The organism is Flavobacterium sp. FlaQc-49, from assembly GCF_044005985.1.
Taxonomy (GTDB): Bacteria; Bacteroidota; Bacteroidia; order Flavobacteriales; family Flavobacteriaceae; genus Flavobacterium; species Flavobacterium cupriresistens.
Window position 1 is genome coordinate 69,327 of sequence record NZ_JBIPCS010000004.1, and the last position, 19,341, is coordinate 88,667.

Below are 19,341 nucleotides of genomic sequence, written 5' to 3' on the forward strand. Positions count from 1 at the left end.
TTTTTTTTAAAAATTAACTTTGACATTAAAAGAAATATTTCTTGTTGTCGGCATAGGTCCTGATTGGTATCCTTGTGTGTTACCTGAAGATAATCCAGCTTCCGGATCAGCATATGGTAAGCTTTTGTCAATTATCCAAAGATTGTTACCTATTAAGCTAAATGAAGCTCCTTTTATAGATTTTCCGATTATACTTTCTGGAAGATTATAAGTAAAAACAACTTCTCTTAATTTTACAAATCCAGCATCATAAATAAATGCTTCAGCAGGTGGATCTGTACCTAAAACTTGGCTAGATTGAGATCTGTCTAATCTGGTTGTGTTTGTGATGTATTGTGGTTGGTTACCTCCTGGCGTGTAAGCAGGGTTAGCCATTACACCTTTTAGAATTTCACCTCCACCATTTGCTAATGTATTTCTTATTGGATTACCTAAGTCATTGTTTCCAACTGAGTTAGCGTAAATACCAGTTCCGTATCCATAATATTGATCAAGAGAGAACATCTCTCCACCTTTCTTGATGTCAATTAAGAAGCTGAAAGAAAGATTTTTGTAAGTGAATTTATTATTGATACCACCAGTCCAGTCAGCTTGGTAGGTTCCTAATTTGTTGTCAGTTGTAGTAGAAACTACATAAGCACCATTGTCTCCGATGATTCTGTTTCCGGAATTATCTAACACATAAGTTGTTCCCCAAATTTGACCGTAATCTTGGTTAAGAGGAGCATTGATACTGATACCACCTTGTAGTGAGTTGATATTGATGTTTTCGATACCAGGAGCTAGTTTTGTAACTTTAGTATTTGGGTTTGACCAGTTAATGTTTACATCCCAAGCAAAGTTTTCTGTTTTAAAAGGAGTAGCATTAAGGGTAACCTCAAATCCTTTTGTTGTCAATGTACCAGCATTTACTGTGTTAAATGAAGATCCGGTAGCTGTTGATACAGGTAATGGTAAAATTTGATCGTATGCTTTGTTTTGGAACCAAGCAACATCAAATCCAAGTCTGTTTTTTGCGAATTGCATGTTTAAACCTAACTCGACATTGTCTAACTGTTGTGGTTTTAGGTTTGCATTTTTCTTAGTAGTGTTGAACGAATAAACAGGTGTTCCGAATGGATTTCTTGCTGTATAAGTGTCCATTAATTGGTTAGGATCAGTGTCAGAACCTACTTGAGCGTAAGCTGCTCTGAATTTACCAAAATTAATGAATTCAACATCTTTTAACCAGTTTGAGAAAACAACACTTGCTGATACTGCAGAGTACCAATATGCATTGTTGTCTTGAGGTAATGCAGATGACTCATCTCTTCTTACAGAACCTTCAAAGTAGTAAGTTCCTTTGTATCCTAATGTTGCCTGTGCAAATAAACCAAGTACTTCTTTTCTTGTGTCTATGATTCTAGGTAAAGCAGGAGCTGATACTGAATTCGAAATAGTATACAATCCTGGGATGTATAATCCTCCTGATGTCATTTGTTGGTTGATAAATCTGCTTTGTACGTTATAGTTTGTTCCTAAAACAACATTAAGATTTAATTCTTCAGCTAAGTCTTTTTTGTAAGTAGCTAAGAAGTCATAGTTTTGCTCACTAAAATCATAGATGTCCAATGCATAACCAGATGGTTGAACAGGTAAGTTTTGACCGTTTGAGTTTGATCCAAGAGTTGCAGGAATTGAACCAGCAGCTATTCTGTCTTCAGTTCTCATTGTGAAACCGTCAGTACCCATTCTACCAGTAAAGCTTAAGCTTTTAGATACATCATAAGTAATACTAGCATTGGCAGCAAATCTTTTTCTGCTGTCATTGTTGTAATTTTGGTATCTTGTGAAATAAGGGTTGTCCCAGTATTGAGGAGCAATGTTTGTTGGACTTTTAATGTTCCATGTGTAATTTTGGTGACCTAATTCGTAAAGGTATTTTTGCTCTTTAATGTCAACGTTTGTTGCCCACCATTGTCTGAAACCAGCCACGTTGTTTCCACCGTAACCAGTAGTATTTCTGTTTCTGGTGTTTTGCGATACGTAAGTAGCGTTAAAAGTTGAACTTAATTTGTCGTTAAACTTGTAAGTAGCACTAGCATTAAAGTTGTTTTTGCTTAATAAAGCATTTGGCATAATATCATCACTGTTGGTGTTAGCATAAGTCAATCTGTAAGTTGCCTTTTCAGTTCCACCGTTTAACGAGATGTTGTTGATTGTAGATGTCGCAGTGTCAAAAAATTCGATTGGACCATTTTTAGCAGCTTCCCATGGAGTTCTTTGTCCGTATGTCGGTGAACCAGGAATAAAGGCGTCGTATTGCCAAATTAGTGCACCATCAAATTTTGGTCCGTAAGAAGCATCATGTGTAGTACTAGGTCTTGGTTGTCCTTGGTAGCTTCCAAATGATTGTCCTAAATATCCTTGTCCGTATTGACTTTGATATTCAGGGAAAGTTTTTTTGTCTACAGAAGACATAGTGTAAGAAGATGAAAATTCTACAGCTAAGTCAGTTCTTGCTTTTCCTTTTTTAGTAGTAATGATAATCGCTCCATTTTGTGCTCTAGATCCGTAAAGAGCTGTTGCAGCTGCACCTTTCAGTACGTTAATATCTGCAATGTTATTTGGGTTGATATCTGAAGCAGCGTTACCATAATCGTAACCACCTCTACCACTTTTTTGATCAGCACTGTTTACGTTGCTGTTCAAAATTGGCACCCCATCAACTACGAATAAAGCCTGGTTGTCTCCCAAAAGTGATTTGAAACCTCTAAGAACTACGTTTGTAGATCCTCCAAAGTTAGTACCATTGGTTACACTAAGACCAGCAACTTTTCCTGTTAAGTTGTTTACGAAGTTTCCTGTAGGAACTGTTGATACTTGCTCAGCAGTTACTTGTTGTGCAGAGTATCCAAGAGATTTTTTCTCTCTTTTAATACCTAAAGCTGTTGTTACAACAACTGCTTCAAGTTCGTTTGCATCTGCGCCTAATTTTACATTAAGTGAGGATGAGCTTGCTGCTACTTCCTGAGTTTTCATCCCAATGTAGCTGAATACCAAAACTTGGCTTGTTGATGCTTTGATAGAGAATTTACCATCAAAATCAGTTTGTGTTCCAGATTTTGTTCCTTTGATCAATACACTTACCCCTGGAAGAGGCATTCCTGTATTGTCAGAAACCATTCCTGAAACAACTCTTTCTTGCGCGAAAGTTAGTTGCGCCACTAGTACTAGCAATAGTACTAAGAATCCATTGAACTTTAGTTTCATTTTTAAATATTTTGAATTAGTATCGCAAAACTCTTAATAATTTGTTAACTTTCCTAATAAATAAAAATCTTTTTTTGATAAACGCTAAAATTTAACATTATAACATATGTTTATGATACTGTTATATAATTGCATTTCCTGAATATTCTCGCCTCCGTTCGTTAGTGTGATTTTTAATAAACCATTTTTGGTTTGTATCGCAGTTCCAATTCCGATTCCTATTAATTTTTTGATTTCGCTTTTGTTTGAGGTGTTGGTTAAGTCTTGGTATAAGCCATAATCGACGATAGAATTTAGATATAAGTTTTTAGAGACGATATATCTGTATTCTGTAAGAATTAACGAATTGAAATTGGCTTGTAAACTGTTTTCTAAAAAACCTCTGATGGAATTAATTCCGCCAAAACGATATAGTTCATTCGAAATATAACTTTTGCTTTTTAAATAGAAATTCTGTGAATTAATACTAATAAAATTCTTTTCATTTAGTTCAAAATTGTAGGAAATGTCCAGATTGATGAAAAATTGTTTACTTGATCCTGCGGTATCCGGATCATTGTTTGTGTCTCTTTTTCCATAGCCAATTACGAAGTTTGCAAAGGCTTTTTTAGGGAAGAGATTGTTGATAGGATCTACTTTTTTGTATTCAAAAGTTGTAGTAGTGTAGGAGTTGTTGTAGTCGCTAATAGTAGAATTGTTTGTGTTTTGAATATCGCTTGATTCGGTAGATTGATAGCCCAGATATATTTTGAAATTGTAGTTGATGTAGTATCCTAAATCAATTGCTGTTTTTGTGTTTTGAAAGGTGCTGTCTTGCTTAAATATGTTGAGTTGCGCTTTTATTCCCAATGAAGTTTTGAAAATGTATGGGATTTCTAGTTTTGTGTTAAAAGTTTTTTGCTGGTTTCCATCGCTCTTCCAGTACAAGGAGAATTTTTCCCCGGAATGAAGAATGTTTTGCAAGGTAACATCGAGGTATCCGTTAAGGTTGATTTTTTTGTTTTCGTCATTAGAGAAGCCGATGTATCCGTCAAAAGTGTTTGCTTTTCTTTTTTCTATGTAGGTGTAGATTTTGGTTGAATCGTTGGTGAATAATATTTCAGGATATTTTGTTTGGGTAATGAATTCAAAACGGTTTATATCGTCGTATAATTCTTTTGTTATTTCCTGATTAAAAGTTTTGTTGATGTATTTTTTATTAAGTTGCTTTAAGTGTCCTTTTGGAAAAAAATCTTTTCCATTACTGTTTGTGTAATTGAGAATAATTGAATTTAGGACACGTTTTTTTTCGGATTTAAAGTTTAAGTCGGCGTAAATTATTGAATTCTTTCTGGTGATATTTTCAAGTTTTATCTTGCTTAATGCGTAACCAAGCTTTTCGGCTTCAATTGTTTTTTGGTTCAGATAGTTTTCTATCTCAACATAGTTGATGACGATAGTGTCGTTTTGGTTTTTTGATTTTTTGAAAAAAGAATTATTTCTACCTATATATATACGGGCCTGTTTTATTCTGTTTTTAAGATTTATGACCGATATATAAGTGCTGTCGTTTAGTTTGCTGGTTTCTACTGTTTTGTTGTCCGGGTATCCTTTTTTAGAAAGCTTTTTTGAGGTGCTGTTGATTTCGTCAAACAATGATTTTATGTTGTTGTGTTTTGTTGTGTAATTTAGCGAATCGATAGTTTTGTTTTCAATTTGATTGGTTCCATTTATTTTTAAATAAAAGTTTTGGGCATGGCAGCTAAGTCCAAAAATGAAAATCAATATGTTTAGTAGCTGTTTCAAGTGTTAAATTAAGTTTAATAATTGTATTGCAAATATCTATTGTTTGTTTGTAAAATCATAAGTATAAATAATGTTATTGAAAATTAATGAATTAACGTTTGTATAGTGAAAAATATTTTATACATTTGCAACCCCGTAAAAAGCGGGAATTTAATATACATAATAAATTTTTAGTATTAATTATGCCAACAATTCAACAATTAGTAAGAACAGGAAGAACTCAGATAACTAAGAAGAGTAAATCGGTTGCTTTAGATTCTTGTCCTCAAAGAAGAGGGGTTTGTACGCGTGTTTACACTACTACACCAAAAAAACCAAACTCTGCAATGCGTAAAGTTGCGCGTGTACGTTTGACAAATGGTAATGAGGTGAATGCTTACATCCCTGGAGAAGGACACAATTTACAAGAGCACTCGATAGTATTAGTTAGAGGTGGAAGGGTAAAAGATTTACCAGGTGTTAGATATCATATCGTTCGTGGAGCGCTTGACACGTCAGGAGTTGCAGGAAGAACGCAAAGAAGATCTAAGTACGGTGCTAAACGCCCAAAAGAAGCAAAAAAGTAATTTAAAACGTTAAGAGTTGGAGGTTAGGAGTTAAGGGTTTGAAATTAAGGCGTAAGCTAAAATGGATGACACATAACATTTAACGGATAACCTATAACTTTTTATTAAAAAAAAGACATGAGAAAAAGAGCGGCAAAGAAAAGACCACTTTTACCAGATCCAAGGTTTAATGACCAATTGGTAACGCGTTTTGTGAACAACTTAATGTGGGATGGTAAGAAATCTACAGCTTTCAAAGTATTTTATGATGCAATTGACATCATTGAGTCTAAAAAGCAAGATTCAGAAAAATCTTCATTAGAAATTTGGAAAGATGCTTTAACAAACGTTATGCCTCACGTAGAAGTACGTAGTCGTAGAGTTGGTGGAGCTACATTTCAAATTCCAATGCAAATTAGACCAGACAGAAAAATTTCTATGGCAATGAAGTGGTTAATACTTTATTCAAGAAGAAGAAATGAAAAATCTATGGCACAACGTTTAGCGTCAGAATGTTTAGCTGCTGCTAAAGAAGAAGGTGCTGCTGTTAAGAAAAGAATGGATACTCACAAAATGGCAGAAGCTAATAAAGCTTTCTCTCACTTTAGATTTTAATTCGTAAAGAAATGGCTAGAGATTTAAAATATACAAGAAATATCGGAATTGCTGCTCACATTGATGCTGGTAAAACAACAACAACTGAGCGTATTCTTTTTTATACTGGAAAGTCACACAAAATTGGTGAAGTACACGATGGTGCTGCAACAATGGACTGGATGGCTCAAGAGCAAGAAAGAGGTATTACAATTACTTCAGCAGCTACAACTTGTGAGTGGAATTTTCCAACTGAGCAAGGTAAAACGTTGCCTGAAACATTGCCTTACCACTTTAATATTATTGATACTCCTGGACACGTTGATTTTACTGTAGAGGTGAACCGTTCTTTACGTGTACTTGATGGTTTAGTATTCTTGTTTAGTGCTGTTGATGGTGTTGAGCCTCAATCAGAAACTAACTGGAGACTTGCTGATCAATATAGAGTTCCACGTATGGGGTTTGTTAATAAAATGGACCGTCAAGGATCTAACTTTTTGGCAGTTTGTCAACAAGTTCGTGATATGTTGAAATCTAATGCTGTTGCGATCACTTTACCTATTGGTGAAGAGAATGATTTTAAAGGTGTTGTTGATTTAGTAAAAAACCAAGCAATCGTTTGGCATGATGCTACTCAAGGAGCTACTTTTGATATTGTGCCTATCCCTGAGGATATGGTTGCAGAAGTAAAAGAATACAGATCAATTCTTATCGAGGCAGTTGCTGATTACGATGAGAACTTGTTGGAGAAATTCATGGAAGATGAAAACTCTATTACTGAAGAAGAAATTAATGTTGCTTTAAGAGCTGCTACAATTGACATGGCTATCATTCCTATGATCGCTGGTTCTTCTTTCAAAAATAAAGGTGTTCAGTTCATGTTAGATGCAGTATGTAAATATTTGCCATCTCCAATGGATAAAGAAGGTATCGAAGGAATTCACCCTGATGATGCTGAATTATTAGAAGAAGATCAAGTTAAAATTTTACGTAAGCCAGATGTTAAAGAGCCATTCGCAGCTTTAGCATTTAAAATTGCTACTGACCCATTCGTAGGTCGTTTAGCTTTCTTCCGTGCTTATTCTGGTCGTTTGGACGCAGGTTCTTACGTTTTGAATACACGTTCTGGTAGTAAAGAAAGAATTTCTCGTATTTACCAAATGCACGCTAACAAACAAAATCCAATCGAATATATTGAGGCTGGAGATATTGGAGCTGCTGTTGGATTTAAAGATATTAAAACTGGAGATACATTGTGTGATGAAAAACACCCAATTATTCTTGAGTCTATGAAATTCCCTGCACCGGTAATTGGTATTGCTATTGAGCCTAAAACAAAAGCTGACGTAGATAAAATGGGTATGGCTTTGGCTAAATTAGCTGAAGAGGATCCAACGTTTACAGTTAGAACTGATGAGGCTTCTGGTCAAACAATTATCTCAGGTATGGGTGAGCTTCACTTAGATATCTTAGTAGATCGTATGAAACGTGAATTTAAAGTTGAAGTGAACCAAGGTGAGCCTCAAGTTGAATATAAAGAAGCGTTTACAAGAACTGCAACACACAGAGAAACTTACAAGAAACAATCTGGAGGTCGTGGTAAATTCGGTGATATCGTATTTACACTTGAGCCTGCTGATGAAGTTGATGGTAAAGTTCCAAAAGGATTACAGTTTATTAATGCTGTAAAAGGTGGTAACGTTCCTAAGGAATATATTCCATCTGTAGAAAAAGGTTTCCGTGAAGCTATGAAAACTGGTCCTTTGGCTGGTTATCAAGTGGATAGTTTGAAAGTAACTTTGACAGACGGATCTTTCCACCCTGTCGATTCTGATGCACTTTCTTTTGAGTTAGCTGCTAGAATGGGTTATAGAGAAGTAGCTAAAGCTGCTGGTGCAATTGTTCTTGAGCCAATCATGAAAATGGAAGTTATTACTCCTGAAGAAAACATGGGAGATATCGTAGGTGATATCAACCGTCGTAGAGGTCAGGTTAATGATATGGGTGACAGAAATGGTGCTAAAACTATTAAAGCTGATGTGCCATTATCAGAGATGTTTGGATATGTTACTACATTGAGAACATTATCTTCTGGTAGAGCTACTTCAACAATGGAGTTTTCTCACTATGCAGAAACGCCTTCTAATATTTCAGAAGCGGTAATTAAAAAAGCAAAAGGTAACGCTTAATTCTTAAGAAAATGAGTCAAAAAATCAGAATAAAACTAAAATCTTACGATCACATGTTGGTAGATAAATCTGCTGAAAAGATCGTAAAAACAGTAAAAACTACTGGAGCGGTTGTAACAGGTCCAATCCCGTTGCCAACTCACAAAAAACTTTTCACCGTATTACGTTCTCCGCACGTTAACAAAAAAGCGAGAGAGCAATTCGAAGTAATGTCGTACAAAAGATTGATCGATATTTACTCGTCTTCATCTAAAACAATTGATGCTTTAATGAAACTTGAATTGCCAAGTGGGGTTGAAGTAGAGATCAAAGTATAATTTTTTATTATATTTTATAAATAAAAAGCGGAACAGAAATGTTCCGCTTTTTTTATGCTTTTAAGTTTTTTCTTCCGGGTGAATTGTTGTGTTTCATTTTTGTAAAAATAATGTTTGTTTTAGCGAAAGGTCTTTATTTTAGGCTGTTGGCAACGTTTTTTATTTTTAATTATGATGTAATTGTTAAGTATTTTGTTGTTTTTGGTTAAGGAAAATATTTTTATTTTTTCTATAATTATGCGGTAGATGAAGTTTGATTTCGGGCTTGGATTTTGATTATGAGCGATTTAATTTTTGTAACTGTTTGGTATATTCAATTTTAATAGCTACTTTTGCACTCCCTGTTTGGAAATTTCTGTTATTTTCAAATTGAAGGGAATTTTAGTAATTAATAATTAATATTTATGTCTGGGTTAATTGGTAAAAAAATCGGCATGACTAGTATTTTCGACGAAAACGGGAAAAACATTCCTTGTACAGTAATCGAGGCTGGGCCGTGTGTTGTTACCCAAGTCAGAACCAAAGGTGTTGACGGGTACGAAGCGTTGCAACTTGGTTTCGATGACAAAAACGAGAAACATTCTACTAAAGCGGCTTTAGGTCACTTTAAAAAAGCTGGAACTGTTGCTAAGAAAAAAGTCGTTGAATTCCAAGATTTCGCAACTGAACAAAAATTAGGAGATCTTATTGATGTTTCTATTTTTGCTGAAGGAGAATTTGTAGATGTACAAGGTGTATCTAAAGGTAAAGGTTTTCAAGGTGTTGTAAAACGTCACGGTTTTGGTGGTGTTGGTCAAGCAACTCATGGTCAACATAACCGTTTAAGAGCGCCAGGTTCTGTGGGAGCTTCTTCTTATCCATCTAGAGTATTCAAAGGAATGCGTATGGCTGGAAGAATGGGAGGAGATAATGTAAAAGTACAAAACCTTAGAGTTTTAAAAGTAGTGGCTGAAAAGAACCTACTTGTTATTAAAGGATGTGTTCCTGGACATAAAAACTCTTATGTAATCATTCAGAAGTAATGGAAGTAAAAGTATTAGATTTCAACGGAAAAGATACTGGAAGAAAAGTTCAACTTTCTGATTCAGTATTCGCAATTGAACCAAACAATCACGCTGTATATCTTGATGTTAAGCAATATCTTGCTAATCAAAGACAAGGTACTCATAAGGCTAAAGAAAGAGCTGAAGTTACTGGTAGTACACGTAAGATTAAAAAACAAAAAGGAACTGGTACAGCTCGTGCGGGTAGTATCAAAAATCCATTGTTTAAAGGTGGTGGAACAATTTTTGGACCAAGACCAAGAAGTTATTCATTTAAATTGAATAAAAGCTTGAAGAGATTGGCTAGAAAATCAGCTTTCTCAATCAAAGCAAAAGAGTCGAATATCATCGTTCTTGAAGACTTTAATTTTGAAACACCAAACACTAAAAATTTCATTAACGTTTTGAAAGCTTTAGGGTTAGAAGATAAAAAATCTTTATTTGTGTTGGGAGAGACGAATAAAAATGTATATTTGTCGTCACGCAATTTAAAGGCTTCAAATGTTGTAAAGAGCTCAGAATTAAGCACTTACGCTATTTTAAACACTAATAATTTAGTGCTTTTAGAAGGTTCTTTGGAGTTAATTGAAGAAAATTTAAGCAAATAATAGGAATATGAGCATCATAATTAGACCTATAGTAACGGAAAAAGTAACCAAAGAAAGTGAAGTTTTAAACCGCTTCGGATTCGTTGTTGACAAAAAAGCAAACAAAGTTCAAATTAAGAAAGCTATCGAAGCTGCTTATGGAGTAACTATTGTTAGTGTTAACACGATGAACGTTAGACCGGATAGAACTACAAAATACACTAAAAGTGGTTTGATCAGTGGAAAGACAAATGCAATTAAGAAAGCGATTGTTCAAGTACAAGAAGGAGAAACAATTGATTTTTACAACAATATCTAAGATAGAAAAATGTCAGTAAGAAAATTAAAACCTATTACCCCAGGTCAGCGATTTAGAGTTGTGAATGGTTATGACGCCATTACAACTGATAAGCCGGAACGCTCTTTGATAGCGCCGATAAAAAACTCTGGAGGTAGAAATAGTCAAGGAAAGATGACCATGCGTTATACGGGTGGTGGTCACAAGCAGAGATATCGTATTATTGATTTCAAAAGAACTAAGGACGGAATTCCGGCTACTGTGAAATCAATCGAATACGATCCAAATCGTACTGCATTTATCGCTTTATTAGCTTATGCTGATGGTGAGAAAACTTATGTTATTGCTCAAAACGGATTGAAAGTTGGTCAGAAATTAGTTTCTGGTCCAGAGTCTCAACCTGAAATTGGTAATACATTACCTTTAAGCAGAATTCCTTTAGGAACTGTAATCTCTTGTATTGAGTTACGTCCAGGTCAAGGAGCAGTAATTGCTCGTTCAGCTGGTACATTTGCTCAGTTAATGGCAAGAGATGGAAAATATGCTACAATTAAAATGCCATCTGGTGAAACAAGATTGATCTTGTTAACTTGTTCGGCTACAATTGGAGCTGTTTCTAATTCAGATCACCAATTAGTTGTATCAGGAAAAGCTGGTAGAACAAGATGGTTAGGAAGAAGACCTAGAACAAGACCTGTTGCAATGAACCCTGTTGATCACCCAATGGGTGGTGGAGAAGGACGTTCTTCTGGTGGACATCCACGTTCAAGAAATGGAATACCAGCAAAAGGTTATAGAACTCGTTCTAAGAAAAACCCGAGTAACAAGTATATCGTAGAACGTAGAAAGAAATAATAAGATATGGCACGTTCATTAAAAAAAGGACCTTTCGTTCATTATAAGTTAGACAAGAAAGTTCAAGAAAACATTGAAAGCGGAAAAAATGGAGTAGTAAAGACTTGGTCTAGAGCTTCCATGATTACTCCAGACTTTGTTGGACAAACTATCGCTGTTCATAACGGTCGTCAATTTGTACCAGTTTACGTAACAGAAAACATGGTAGGTCACAAATTAGGAGAGTTTTCACCAACTAGATCTTTTAGAGGTCATGCTGGAGCAAAAAATAAAGGTAAAAAATAAGAAGCAATGGGAGTTCGTAAAAGAGAAACAGCAGATGCGAGAAAAGAGGCTAATAAGTCTATTGCTTTCGCAAAATTGAATAACTGCCCTACTTCACCTAGAAAAATGCGCTTAGTAGCGGACTTGGTAAGAGGTCAGAAGGTAGAAAGAGCACTTAACATCTTAAGATTCAGTTCTAAAGAAGCTTCGAGAAAACTAGAAAAACTATTATTATCTGCAATCAACAACTGGGAGCAAAAAAATAGTGAAGGTAATTTAGAAGAGGCTGGATTATTTGTTAAAGAGATCAGAGTAGATGGTGGAATGATGTTGAAAAGACTTCGTCCAGCTCCACAAGGTCGCGCACACAGAATAAGAAAACGTTCTAACCACGTAACAATCGTGCTTGGAGCTATCAATAACACACAAAGCAATTCTTAAGCAGCATGGGACAAAAGACAAATCCAATTGGAAATAGACTTGGTATCATCAGAGGATGGGACTCAAACTGGTATGGTGGAAATGATTACGGTGATAAACTTGCCGAAGATCACAAAATCAGAAAGTATATCCATGCTCGTTTATCAAAAGCTAGTGTATCAAAAGTAATCATCGAGAGAACTTTAAAACTTGTAACCGTTACTATCACTACTGCTAGACCTGGTATCATTATCGGAAAAGGTGGACAAGAGGTAGACAAGTTAAAAGAAGAACTTAAGAAAGTTACTGACAAAGAGGTTCAAATCAACATCTTTGAAATCAAAAGACCTGAGTTAGATGCGTATCTTGTGGCTACAAGCATCGCTCGTCAAATCGAAAGCCGTATTTCTTACAGACGTGCAATCAAAATGGCTATTGCTGCTTCTATGCGTATGAACGCTGAAGGTATCAAAGTTTTGATTTCTGGTCGTTTGAATGGTGCTGAGATGGCACGTTCAGAAGGTTTCAAAGAAGGTAGAATTCCTCTATCAACTTTCAGAGCTGACATCGATTATGCACTTGCTGAAGCTCATACTACTTATGGTAGAATGGGAATCAAAGTGTGGATCATGAAAGGTGAAGTTTATGGAAAGAGAGATCTTTCTCCACTTGCAGGAATGGATAAAAAACAATCCGGAACTGGTGGTGGTAAAGGTGGCGATTCTCCAAGAGGAGACAGAAAGCCCTTTAATAAAGGTGGTAAACCAGACGCTCGTAAAAGAAAGTAAATTTTTAAACTAAAGAAAAATGTTACAGCCTAAAAGAACAAAATACCGTAAGGTACAAAAAGGTAAGATGAAAGGAAACTCTCAAAGAGGGCATGAACTTTCTAATGGAATGTTTGGTATTAAATCTGTACATGAAGATGGAATGTTCTTAACTTCTCGTCAAATCGAAGCTGCACGTATTGCTGCAACTCGTTTCATGAAGAGAGAGGGACAATTATGGATCAAAATATTTCCAGACAAACCTATAACTAAGAAGCCTCTTGAAGTACGTATGGGTAAAGGTAAAGGAGCAGTTGAGTATTGGGCTGCTGTTGTTAAACCAGGAAGAATTATGTTTGAAGTTGGAGGAGTTCCTTTGTCAGTTGCAAAAGAGGCGTTACGTCTTGCAGCTCAAAAGCTTCCAGTAAAAACTAAGTTCGTCGTTGCTAGAGATTTCGAAGCATAATTTATATTATATTATGAAACAATCAGAAATAAAAGATCTTTCTGCAGCGGAGTTGCAAGAAAAACTTAGTCAAACTAAGAAAACATATGCTGACCTAAAAATGGCTCACGCTATTTCTCCAATTGAGAACCCACTTCAAATTAGAAGTGTAAGAAGAACAGTTGCAAGATTGGCTACAGAGTTAACTAAAAGAGAGTTACAATAATTGTATTCTGCTGAAAGATGGAAGAAAAAAGAAATTTAAGAAAAGAAAGAATTGGTGTTGTCACTTCAAATAAGATGGATAAATCTATCGTTATTGCTGAAGTAAGAAGAGTAAAACACCCATTATACGGTAAGTTCGTGTTGAAAACTAAGAAATACGTTGCACACGACGAAACAAACGACTGTAACATTGGAGATACTGTAAGAATTAGCGAAACGCGTCCTTTAAGTAAATCAAAATGTTGGAGATTAGTTGAAATCTTAGAAAGAGCTAAATAATTATGGTACAACAAGAATCAAGACTAAAAGTAGCAGATAACACGGGAGCAAAAGAAGTTTTAACTATCCGTGTTTTAGGAGGTACCAAAAGAAGGTATGCCTCTGTTGGTGACAAGATTGTAGTTTCTATCAAAGATGCAACTCCAAACGGAAACGTGAAAAAAGGAGCTGTTTCAACTGCAGTTGTTGTACGTACCAAAAAAGAAGTGAGAAGAGCCGATGGTTCTTATATCCGTTTCGATGACAATGCATGTGTTCTTTTGAACGCTGCAGGGGAAATGAGAGGAACTCGTGTTTTTGGTCCGGTAGCAAGAGAACTTCGTGAAAAACAATTCATGAAAATTGTATCATTAGCACCAGAAGTGCTTTAATTCGTTTTAAGATGATAAAGCTAAAAATAAAAACAGGAGACATCGTAAGAGTAATTGCCGGAGACCATAAAGGTGCTGAAGGTAAAGTTGTACGTGTTTACCGTGAGAAAAATAAAGCGATAGTTGAAGGTGTAAACATGGTTTCGAAACATACAAAACCAAGTGCTAAAAACCCTCAAGGTGGTATCGTTAAGAAAGAAGCTTCTATACAAATATCTAACATTTCACTAATTGATCCTAAAACTAAGGAAACAACTAGAGTTGGTATTAGAGTAGAAGGAGATAAGAAAGTAAGATTTTCAAAAAAATCTAATCAAGTACTATAGTAATGGCATATACACCTAGACTAAAAGAAGAATATAAGAGTAGAGTAATCGCTGCTCTTAAAGAGGAATTCGGATATACAAACGTAATGCAAGTTCCTAAATTGGAAAAAATCGTTTTGAGCCGTGGAGTTGGTGCAGCTGTATCTGATAAAAAACTTATTGACTATGCAGTTGATGAGTTAACAAAGATCACTGGACAAAAAGCAGTATCTACTATTTCAAAGAAAGACGTTGCGTCATTCAAATTGAGAAAAGGGATGCCGATTGGAGCAAAAGTTACTTTGCGTGGAGAAAGAATGTATGAGTTTTTAGATAGACTTATCACTTCTGCTTTACCACGTGTAAGAGACTTTAGTGGTATTAAAGCTACTGGATTTGATGGTAGAGGTAATTATAACCTTGGAGTTTTAGAGCAAATCATTTTCCCAGAAATTGATATTGATAAAGTAAACAAAATTTCAGGAATGGATATTACTTTTGTTACTACTGCTCAAACTGACAAAGAAGCAAAGTCATTATTGGCTGAATTAGGTTTACCTTTTAAAAAGAATTAAGACATGGCTAAAGAATCAATGAAAGCCCGCGAGGTTAAAAGAGAAAAAACGGTAGCAAAGTATGCTGAGAAAAGAAAAGCTTTGAAAGAAGCTGGAGATTTTGAAGGATTACAAAAATTACCTAAAAATGCTTCGCCAGTTCGTTTACACAATCGTTGTAAATTAACAGGTAGACCAAGAGGGTATATCCGTCAATTCGGTATTTCACGTGTAACTTTCCGTGAAATGGCTAACAATGGATTAATTCCAGGTGTTAAAAAAGCCAGCTGGTAATATAAAAAGTTTATAAATTGATTAAAGGTTCAGGAGGCATAGTGCTTCCTGAAAACCATAATCGCAATCAAATACATATGTATACAGATCCTATTGCAGATTATTTGACTAGAGTTCGTAACGCTGTGGCTGCAAACCACAAAGTTGTTGAAATTCCAGCTTCTAATCTAAAAAAAGAAATAACTAAGATCTTATTTGATCAAGGTTATATCTTGAGTTACAAATTTGAGGACAACTCTGTTCAGGGTTCAATCAAAATTGCTTTGAAGTATGATAAAGATACTAAAGAGCCTGTAATTAAAGATATCCAAAGAATTAGTAAACCTGGTTTACGTAAGTACGCAGGTGCTGCCAAATTACCTAGAATCCTTAACGGATTAGGAATTGCTATTGTTTCTACATCAAAAGGTTTGATGACTGGAAAACAAGCTAAGCAATTAAATGTAGGTGGTGAAGTAATTTGTTACGTATACTAATTTTAAACACTAGATAAAGATGTCAAGAATAGGTAAAAGCCCAATTGTAATCACTGCTGGTGTAACTGTAGAAGTTAAAGACGGTATTATTACAGTAAAAGGAAAAAAAGGTCAACTTACTCAGGAGTTTTCGGACGTAACTGTAAAAGTTGAAGGCGATCAGGTTTTAGTAGAAAGATCGTCTGATCATAAAGATCAAAGAGCAAAACACGGATTATACAGATCATTAATCAATAACATGATTATTGGTGTATCTGAAGGTTTTACAAAAGAACTTGAATTAGTTGGAGTTGGTTATAGAGCTTCAAACCAAGGTCAAAAGTTAGATTTAGCTCTTGGATATTCTCACAATATTGTTTTAGAAATTGCTCCAGAAGTAGCTTTAGAAACAATATCTGAAAAAGGTAAAAACCCTATCGTAAAATTAACATCATTCGATAAACAACTTTTAGGTCAAGTAGCTGCGAAAATCAGAGGTTTCCGTAAGCCTGAGCCATATAAAGGAAAAGGTGTTAAATTTGTGGGTGAAGTATTAAGAAGAAAAGCAGGTAAATCAGCTTAAAAAATAAGATTATGTCATTAACAAAATCTGATAGAAGACAGAGAATTAGATTCAGAATTAGAAAATCGATCAGTGGTACAACCTCTAATCCTAGACTATCTGTATTTAGAAGTAACAAAGAAATTTACGCTCAACTTATTGATGATGTAAATGGAGTTACTATATTAGCTGCATCTTCAAGAGAAAAAGAAATAGGAAAAGGTACTAACGTTGAAATCGCTGCTGCTGTTGGAAAACTAGTTGCTGAGAAAGCGTTAAAAGCCGGGATTGATACCATCACTTTTGATAGAGGTGGATATTTATATCACGGTCGTATTAAATCATTAGCAGAAGGCGCAAGAGCGGCTGGACTTAAATTCTAATATATTATGTCTAAATACAAAAATGTAGAATTGGTAAAACCAAGTGGTCTTGAACTTAAAGATCGTCTGGTAAGTGTTAATCGTGTTACTAAAGTTACAAAAGGGGGTAGAGCTTTCGGTTTTTCTGCTATTGTAGTTGTAGGTGATGAAAATGGAGTAGTTGGTCACGGATTAGGAAAATCTAAAGACGTTTCTGAAGCAATTGCGAAAGCAGTAGAAGATGCTAAGAAAAATTTAGTAAAAATTCCTTTGAATGGACAATCTGTTCCTCACGAACAAAAAGGTAAATTTGGTGGTGCACGTGTATTCTTAATTCCTGCGTCTCATGGTACAGGAGTTATTGCTGGTGGAGCTGTTCGTTCAGTTCTTGAATCAGTAGGTATTCACGATGTATTATCTAAATCTCAAGGATCATCAAATCCTCATAACGTAGTGAAAGCAACTTTTGATGCTTTATTACAAATGAGAAGCGCTTACACTGTTGCAAAACAAAGAGGTGTTTCTTTAGAAAAAGTTTTTAAAGGTTAATTCAAGGAAATTATGGCTAAATTATTAGTAAAACAAGTAAGAAGCAAAATCAACTGTCCTCTTTCTCAAAAGAGAGGTTTGGAAGCTTTAGGTCTACGTAAAATGGGACAAGTTGTAGAGCATGATTCAAACCCTGCTATCCTTGGTATGATAAACAAAGTTAAACACTTAGTTTCTGTCGAAGAAGCTAAATAACAAATACTGTTATGAATTTAAGTAACTTACAACCAGCTGAAGGGTCAACACACAATCAAAATAAAAGATTAGGTAGAGGAGAAGGTTCTGGAAAAGGTGGTACTTCTGCAAGAGGTCACAAAGGAGCAAAATCTCGTTCTGGTTATTCTAAAAAGATTGGTTTTGAGGGAGGGCAAATGCCACTTCAAAGACGTGTGCCTAAGTTTGGTTTCACAAACATCAATCGTAAAGAATACGAAGGTGTTAATTTAGATACGCTTCAATTATTAGTAGACAATGGTGTGATTACTGATTCTGTTAACATGACAGATTACGTAGCAAACCGTCTAGCTACCAAAAATGAAATCGTTAAGATTTTAGGTAGAGGAGAATTGAAAGCAAAATTAAAAGTAACTGCCCACAAATTTACTGCTACTGCAAAAGCTGCTATTGAAGCTGCTGGTGGAGAAGCTGTAACTATATAACTTATCTACTAAGATGAAGAAATTTATTGAATCAATAAGTAATGTTTGGAAAATCGAAGAACTGAAAAATAGAATCTTAATTACATTAGGATTACTTTTAGTATATCGTTTTGGTGCACACGTAACGCTTCCTGGTATTGACGCAACTCAATTAACAGGTTTAGCGGGACAGACTAAAAATGGTTTAGGATCTATCCTAGACATGTTTACAGGAGGTGCTTTCTCTAAAGCTTCAGTTTTTGCTTTAGGTATTATGCCTTATATTTCTGCATCTATTGTTGTTCAGTTAATGGGAATTGCTATTCCTTATTTGCAAAAACTTCAAAACGATGGAGAAAGTGGTAGAAAAAAGATTAATCAAATCACTCGTTGGTTGACTATAGCTATTACACTGGTTCAAGGTCCAACTTATATCTATAATCTGTACAGAACATTGCCTGGTAGTGCATTCTTACTAGGCTTTAATTCTCCTGAATTTTTGTTCTCATCAGTTATCATTTTAGTTACAGGTACAATTTTTGCTATGTGGCTTGGTGAGAAAATTACAGATAAAGGTATTGGAAATGGAATTTCATTATTGATTATGGTTGGTATCTTAGCTCGTTTACCGCAAGCTTTTATTCAAGAGTTTACAACGAGAGTTACCAACAACAATGGAGGTCCAATGTTGTTAGTTATTGAAATTATTGTGTGGTTATTAGTTATTATTTCTTGTGTATTGCTTACAATGGCAGTACGTAGAATCCCGGTTCAATACGCTCGTCGTACGACAACTGGTGACTATGAGCAAGATTTAGCAGGTGGTAATAGACAATGGATTCCTCTTAAGCTTAATGCTTCTGGGGTTATGCCAATCATTTTTGCTCAGGCAATTATGTTTATACCTGCGGCTGTAGCTGGATTGTCTAAATCAGATACATCACAATCAATCGTTGGAGCATTTAGCGATATGTTTGGTTTCTGGTATAACTTGGTATTTGCAACTTTAATTATTGTATTTACATTCTTTTATACTGCGATCACCGTACCGACTAACAAGATGGCTGATGATTTGAAAAGAAGTGGTGGTTTTATTCCTGGCGTTCGTCCGGGAGCTGAAACTTCAGACTTCCTTGATAAAGTGATGTCTTTGATAACTTTCCCAGGATCTTTATTCCTTGCTTTGATTGCTGTGTTCCCAGCTATTGTTGTAAGTATTATGGATGTACAACCATCTTGGGCAATGTTTTTTGGAGGTACCTCATTAATAATTATGGTTGGTGTTGCAATAGATACTATTCAACAAATCAACTCGTACTTGTTAAACAAACATTATGATGGTTTAATGAAGACTGGTAAAAATAGAAAAGCGGTAGCTTAATATAT

The 19,341-nt window shown here is 35.2% G+C and carries 27 protein-coding genes; 25 read left to right on the forward strand and 2 right to left on the reverse strand.

All coding sequences use genetic code 11. The features are described from left to right. Positions 1 to 6: 6 nt before the first annotated feature. On the reverse strand, positions 7 to 3,252 hold the full coding sequence (locus ACHRV3_RS09785; protein ID WP_395434500.1) for a SusC/RagA family TonB-linked outer membrane protein: 3,246 nt from the start codon (positions 3,250 to 3,252) through the stop codon (positions 7 to 9). An 84-nt stretch (positions 3,253 to 3,336) separates the two neighbouring features. Beyond that, positions 3,337 to 5,037, reverse strand: a complete 1,701-nt coding sequence (locus ACHRV3_RS09790) for a hypothetical protein (protein WP_395434501.1) — start codon at positions 5,035 to 5,037, stop codon at positions 3,337 to 3,339. A gap of 182 nt (positions 5,038 to 5,219) precedes the next feature. Between ACHRV3_RS09790 and rpsL the strand changes: the two genes are divergently transcribed. From rpsL to secY, 25 genes are all read left to right on the forward strand, one after another. Then, the gene (rpsL, locus tag ACHRV3_RS09795) at positions 5,220 to 5,603 is read left to right on the forward strand and encodes a 30S ribosomal protein S12 (RefSeq protein WP_007136570.1); all 384 of its coding nucleotides are present in this window, start codon (positions 5,220 to 5,222) and stop codon (positions 5,601 to 5,603) included. Between the two features lie 117 nt (positions 5,604 to 5,720). Beyond that, positions 5,721 to 6,197 (forward strand): 30S ribosomal protein S7, encoded by a 477-nt coding sequence (gene rpsG, locus ACHRV3_RS09800; protein WP_007803600.1) that lies wholly within the window; start codon positions 5,721 to 5,723, stop codon positions 6,195 to 6,197. Positions 6,198 to 6,208: 11 nt separating this feature from the next. Then, the gene (gene fusA / locus ACHRV3_RS09805) at positions 6,209 to 8,365 is read left to right on the forward strand and encodes an elongation factor G (protein WP_047774322.1); all 2,157 of its coding nucleotides are present in this window, start codon (positions 6,209 to 6,211) and stop codon (positions 8,363 to 8,365) included. Positions 8,366 to 8,376: 11 nt separating this feature from the next. After that, positions 8,377 to 8,682 carry a 30S ribosomal protein S10 gene (gene rpsJ, locus ACHRV3_RS09810; protein WP_007803605.1) on the forward strand — a complete coding sequence of 102 codons (306 nt, stop codon included), beginning with the start codon at positions 8,377 to 8,379 and terminating at the stop codon, positions 8,680 to 8,682. Positions 8,683 to 9,086: 404 nt separating this feature from the next. Further along, positions 9,087 to 9,704 (forward strand): 50S ribosomal protein L3, encoded by a 618-nt coding sequence (rplC, locus tag ACHRV3_RS09815; protein WP_007803612.1) that lies wholly within the window; start codon positions 9,087 to 9,089, stop codon positions 9,702 to 9,704. Continuing rightward, positions 9,704 to 10,333 carry a 50S ribosomal protein L4 gene (rplD, locus tag ACHRV3_RS09820; RefSeq protein WP_047774320.1) on the forward strand — a complete coding sequence of 210 codons (630 nt, stop codon included), beginning with the start codon at positions 9,704 to 9,706 and terminating at the stop codon, positions 10,331 to 10,333. The genes rplC and rplD overlap by 1 nt, the downstream gene beginning before the upstream one ends. 7 nt (positions 10,334 to 10,340) lie before the next feature. After that, positions 10,341 to 10,631: a 50S ribosomal protein L23 gene (gene rplW / locus ACHRV3_RS09825; protein WP_007803621.1), complete on the forward strand. Its 291-nt coding sequence runs from the start codon at positions 10,341 to 10,343 to the stop codon at positions 10,629 to 10,631. 9 nt (positions 10,632 to 10,640) lie between these two features. Beyond that, complete coding sequence (gene rplB, locus ACHRV3_RS09830) at positions 10,641 to 11,465, forward strand: 50S ribosomal protein L2 (protein ID WP_007803623.1); 825 nt, start codon at positions 10,641 to 10,643, stop codon at positions 11,463 to 11,465. A 6-nt stretch (positions 11,466 to 11,471) separates the two neighbouring features. Further along, entirely contained in the window at positions 11,472 to 11,750 is a 279-nt protein-coding gene (rpsS, locus tag ACHRV3_RS09835; protein WP_031456039.1) for a 30S ribosomal protein S19, read from the forward strand. A gap of 6 nt (positions 11,751 to 11,756) precedes the next feature. Further along, entirely contained in the window at positions 11,757 to 12,170 is a 414-nt protein-coding gene (gene rplV, locus ACHRV3_RS09840) for a 50S ribosomal protein L22 (protein WP_007803631.1), read from the forward strand. A 5-nt stretch (positions 12,171 to 12,175) separates the two neighbouring features. After that, positions 12,176 to 12,937, forward strand: a complete 762-nt coding sequence (rpsC, locus tag ACHRV3_RS09845) for a 30S ribosomal protein S3 (protein ID WP_007803635.1) — start codon at positions 12,176 to 12,178, stop codon at positions 12,935 to 12,937. Between the two features lie 19 nt (positions 12,938 to 12,956). Next, positions 12,957 to 13,382 (forward strand): 50S ribosomal protein L16, encoded by a 426-nt coding sequence (rplP, locus tag ACHRV3_RS09850; protein ID WP_007803637.1) that lies wholly within the window; start codon positions 12,957 to 12,959, stop codon positions 13,380 to 13,382. 13 nt (positions 13,383 to 13,395) lie between these two features. After that, entirely contained in the window at positions 13,396 to 13,587 is a 192-nt protein-coding gene (gene rpmC / locus ACHRV3_RS09855; protein ID WP_047774317.1) for a 50S ribosomal protein L29, read from the forward strand. Between the two features lie 17 nt (positions 13,588 to 13,604). Continuing rightward, positions 13,605 to 13,865 carry a 30S ribosomal protein S17 gene (gene rpsQ, locus ACHRV3_RS09860; RefSeq protein ID WP_047774311.1) on the forward strand — a complete coding sequence of 87 codons (261 nt, stop codon included), beginning with the start codon at positions 13,605 to 13,607 and terminating at the stop codon, positions 13,863 to 13,865. A gap of 2 nt (positions 13,866 to 13,867) precedes the next feature. Further along, complete coding sequence (rplN, locus tag ACHRV3_RS09865; protein ID WP_007803649.1) at positions 13,868 to 14,236, forward strand: 50S ribosomal protein L14; 369 nt, start codon at positions 13,868 to 13,870, stop codon at positions 14,234 to 14,236. An 11-nt stretch (positions 14,237 to 14,247) separates the two neighbouring features. Beyond that, the gene (rplX, locus tag ACHRV3_RS09870) at positions 14,248 to 14,562 is read left to right on the forward strand and encodes a 50S ribosomal protein L24 (RefSeq protein ID WP_047774310.1); all 315 of its coding nucleotides are present in this window, start codon (positions 14,248 to 14,250) and stop codon (positions 14,560 to 14,562) included. Positions 14,563 to 14,564: 2 nt separating this feature from the next. Further along, positions 14,565 to 15,116, forward strand: a complete 552-nt coding sequence (gene rplE / locus ACHRV3_RS09875) for a 50S ribosomal protein L5 (protein WP_047774308.1) — start codon at positions 14,565 to 14,567, stop codon at positions 15,114 to 15,116. 3 nt (positions 15,117 to 15,119) lie between these two features. Then, positions 15,120 to 15,389 carry a 30S ribosomal protein S14 gene (gene rpsN, locus ACHRV3_RS09880; protein WP_007803655.1) on the forward strand — a complete coding sequence of 90 codons (270 nt, stop codon included), beginning with the start codon at positions 15,120 to 15,122 and terminating at the stop codon, positions 15,387 to 15,389. A gap of 77 nt (positions 15,390 to 15,466) precedes the next feature. Beyond that, entirely contained in the window at positions 15,467 to 15,865 is a 399-nt protein-coding gene (rpsH, locus tag ACHRV3_RS09885) for a 30S ribosomal protein S8 (protein WP_017495014.1), read from the forward strand. 19 nt (positions 15,866 to 15,884) lie between these two features. Further along, positions 15,885 to 16,427, forward strand: coding sequence for a 50S ribosomal protein L6 (rplF, locus tag ACHRV3_RS09890; protein WP_395427729.1), 543 nt, complete (start codon positions 15,885 to 15,887; stop codon positions 16,425 to 16,427). 11 nt (positions 16,428 to 16,438) lie between these two features. Continuing rightward, positions 16,439 to 16,789, forward strand: a complete 351-nt coding sequence (gene rplR, locus ACHRV3_RS09895) for a 50S ribosomal protein L18 (RefSeq protein ID WP_047774303.1) — start codon at positions 16,439 to 16,441, stop codon at positions 16,787 to 16,789. A gap of 3 nt (positions 16,790 to 16,792) precedes the next feature. Next, positions 16,793 to 17,317, forward strand: coding sequence for a 30S ribosomal protein S5 (rpsE, locus tag ACHRV3_RS09900; RefSeq protein ID WP_085950271.1), 525 nt, complete (start codon positions 16,793 to 16,795; stop codon positions 17,315 to 17,317). Positions 17,318 to 17,329: 12 nt separating this feature from the next. Continuing rightward, entirely contained in the window at positions 17,330 to 17,512 is a 183-nt protein-coding gene (gene rpmD / locus ACHRV3_RS09905) for a 50S ribosomal protein L30 (RefSeq protein WP_017495010.1), read from the forward strand. A gap of 11 nt (positions 17,513 to 17,523) precedes the next feature. Then, on the forward strand, positions 17,524 to 17,976 hold the full coding sequence (gene rplO, locus ACHRV3_RS09910) for a 50S ribosomal protein L15 (RefSeq protein ID WP_047774299.1): 453 nt from the start codon (positions 17,524 to 17,526) through the stop codon (positions 17,974 to 17,976). A 13-nt stretch (positions 17,977 to 17,989) separates the two neighbouring features. Then, the gene (gene secY / locus ACHRV3_RS09915; protein WP_047774297.1) at positions 17,990 to 19,336 is read left to right on the forward strand and encodes a preprotein translocase subunit SecY; all 1,347 of its coding nucleotides are present in this window, start codon (positions 17,990 to 17,992) and stop codon (positions 19,334 to 19,336) included. The last annotated feature ends 5 nt before the right edge of the window (positions 19,337 to 19,341 follow it).

What these genes read in the sequence shown, in the direction of transcription:
- rpsL (WP_007136570.1), top strand. Translation starts at nt 5,220, where the DNA reads ATGCCAACAATTCAACAATTAGTAAGAACAGGAAGAACTCAGATAACT.
- ACHRV3_RS09785 (WP_395434500.1), bottom strand. Translation starts at nt 3,252, where the DNA reads ATGAAACTAAAGTTCAATGGATTCTTAGTACTATTGCTAGTACTAGTG.
- rpmD (WP_017495010.1), top strand. Translation starts at nt 17,330, where the DNA reads ATGGCTAAATTATTAGTAAAACAAGTAAGAAGCAAAATCAACTGTCCT.
- rpsQ (WP_047774311.1), top strand. Translation starts at nt 13,605, where the DNA reads ATGGAAGAAAAAAGAAATTTAAGAAAAGAAAGAATTGGTGTTGTCACT.
- rplC (WP_007803612.1), top strand. Translation starts at nt 9,087, where the DNA reads ATGTCTGGGTTAATTGGTAAAAAAATCGGCATGACTAGTATTTTCGAC.
- rplF (WP_395427729.1), top strand. Translation starts at nt 15,885, where the DNA reads ATGTCAAGAATAGGTAAAAGCCCAATTGTAATCACTGCTGGTGTAACT.
- rplV (WP_007803631.1), top strand. Translation starts at nt 11,757, where the DNA reads ATGGGAGTTCGTAAAAGAGAAACAGCAGATGCGAGAAAAGAGGCTAAT.
- rpsN (WP_007803655.1), top strand. Translation starts at nt 15,120, where the DNA reads ATGGCTAAAGAATCAATGAAAGCCCGCGAGGTTAAAAGAGAAAAAACG.
- rplR (WP_047774303.1), top strand. Translation starts at nt 16,439, where the DNA reads ATGTCATTAACAAAATCTGATAGAAGACAGAGAATTAGATTCAGAATT.
- rplP (WP_007803637.1), top strand. Translation starts at nt 12,957, where the DNA reads ATGTTACAGCCTAAAAGAACAAAATACCGTAAGGTACAAAAAGGTAAG.
- secY (WP_047774297.1), top strand. Translation starts at nt 17,990, where the DNA reads ATGAAGAAATTTATTGAATCAATAAGTAATGTTTGGAAAATCGAAGAA.
- rplX (WP_047774310.1), top strand. Translation starts at nt 14,248, where the DNA reads ATGATAAAGCTAAAAATAAAAACAGGAGACATCGTAAGAGTAATTGCC.
- rplO (WP_047774299.1), top strand. Translation starts at nt 17,524, where the DNA reads ATGAATTTAAGTAACTTACAACCAGCTGAAGGGTCAACACACAATCAA.
- rpsJ (WP_007803605.1), top strand. Translation starts at nt 8,377, where the DNA reads ATGAGTCAAAAAATCAGAATAAAACTAAAATCTTACGATCACATGTTG.
- rpsS (WP_031456039.1), top strand. Translation starts at nt 11,472, where the DNA reads ATGGCACGTTCATTAAAAAAAGGACCTTTCGTTCATTATAAGTTAGAC.
- rpsC (WP_007803635.1), top strand. Translation starts at nt 12,176, where the DNA reads ATGGGACAAAAGACAAATCCAATTGGAAATAGACTTGGTATCATCAGA.
- rplE (WP_047774308.1), top strand. Translation starts at nt 14,565, where the DNA reads ATGGCATATACACCTAGACTAAAAGAAGAATATAAGAGTAGAGTAATC.
- rplD (WP_047774320.1), top strand. Translation starts at nt 9,704, where the DNA reads ATGGAAGTAAAAGTATTAGATTTCAACGGAAAAGATACTGGAAGAAAA.
- rplW (WP_007803621.1), top strand. Translation starts at nt 10,341, where the DNA reads ATGAGCATCATAATTAGACCTATAGTAACGGAAAAAGTAACCAAAGAA.
- rpsH (WP_017495014.1), top strand. Translation starts at nt 15,467, where the DNA reads ATGTATACAGATCCTATTGCAGATTATTTGACTAGAGTTCGTAACGCT.
- rplN (WP_007803649.1), top strand. Translation starts at nt 13,868, where the DNA reads ATGGTACAACAAGAATCAAGACTAAAAGTAGCAGATAACACGGGAGCA.
- rpsG (WP_007803600.1), top strand. Translation starts at nt 5,721, where the DNA reads ATGAGAAAAAGAGCGGCAAAGAAAAGACCACTTTTACCAGATCCAAGG.
- rpmC (WP_047774317.1), top strand. Translation starts at nt 13,396, where the DNA reads ATGAAACAATCAGAAATAAAAGATCTTTCTGCAGCGGAGTTGCAAGAA.
- rplB (WP_007803623.1), top strand. Translation starts at nt 10,641, where the DNA reads ATGTCAGTAAGAAAATTAAAACCTATTACCCCAGGTCAGCGATTTAGA.
- fusA (WP_047774322.1), top strand. Translation starts at nt 6,209, where the DNA reads ATGGCTAGAGATTTAAAATATACAAGAAATATCGGAATTGCTGCTCAC.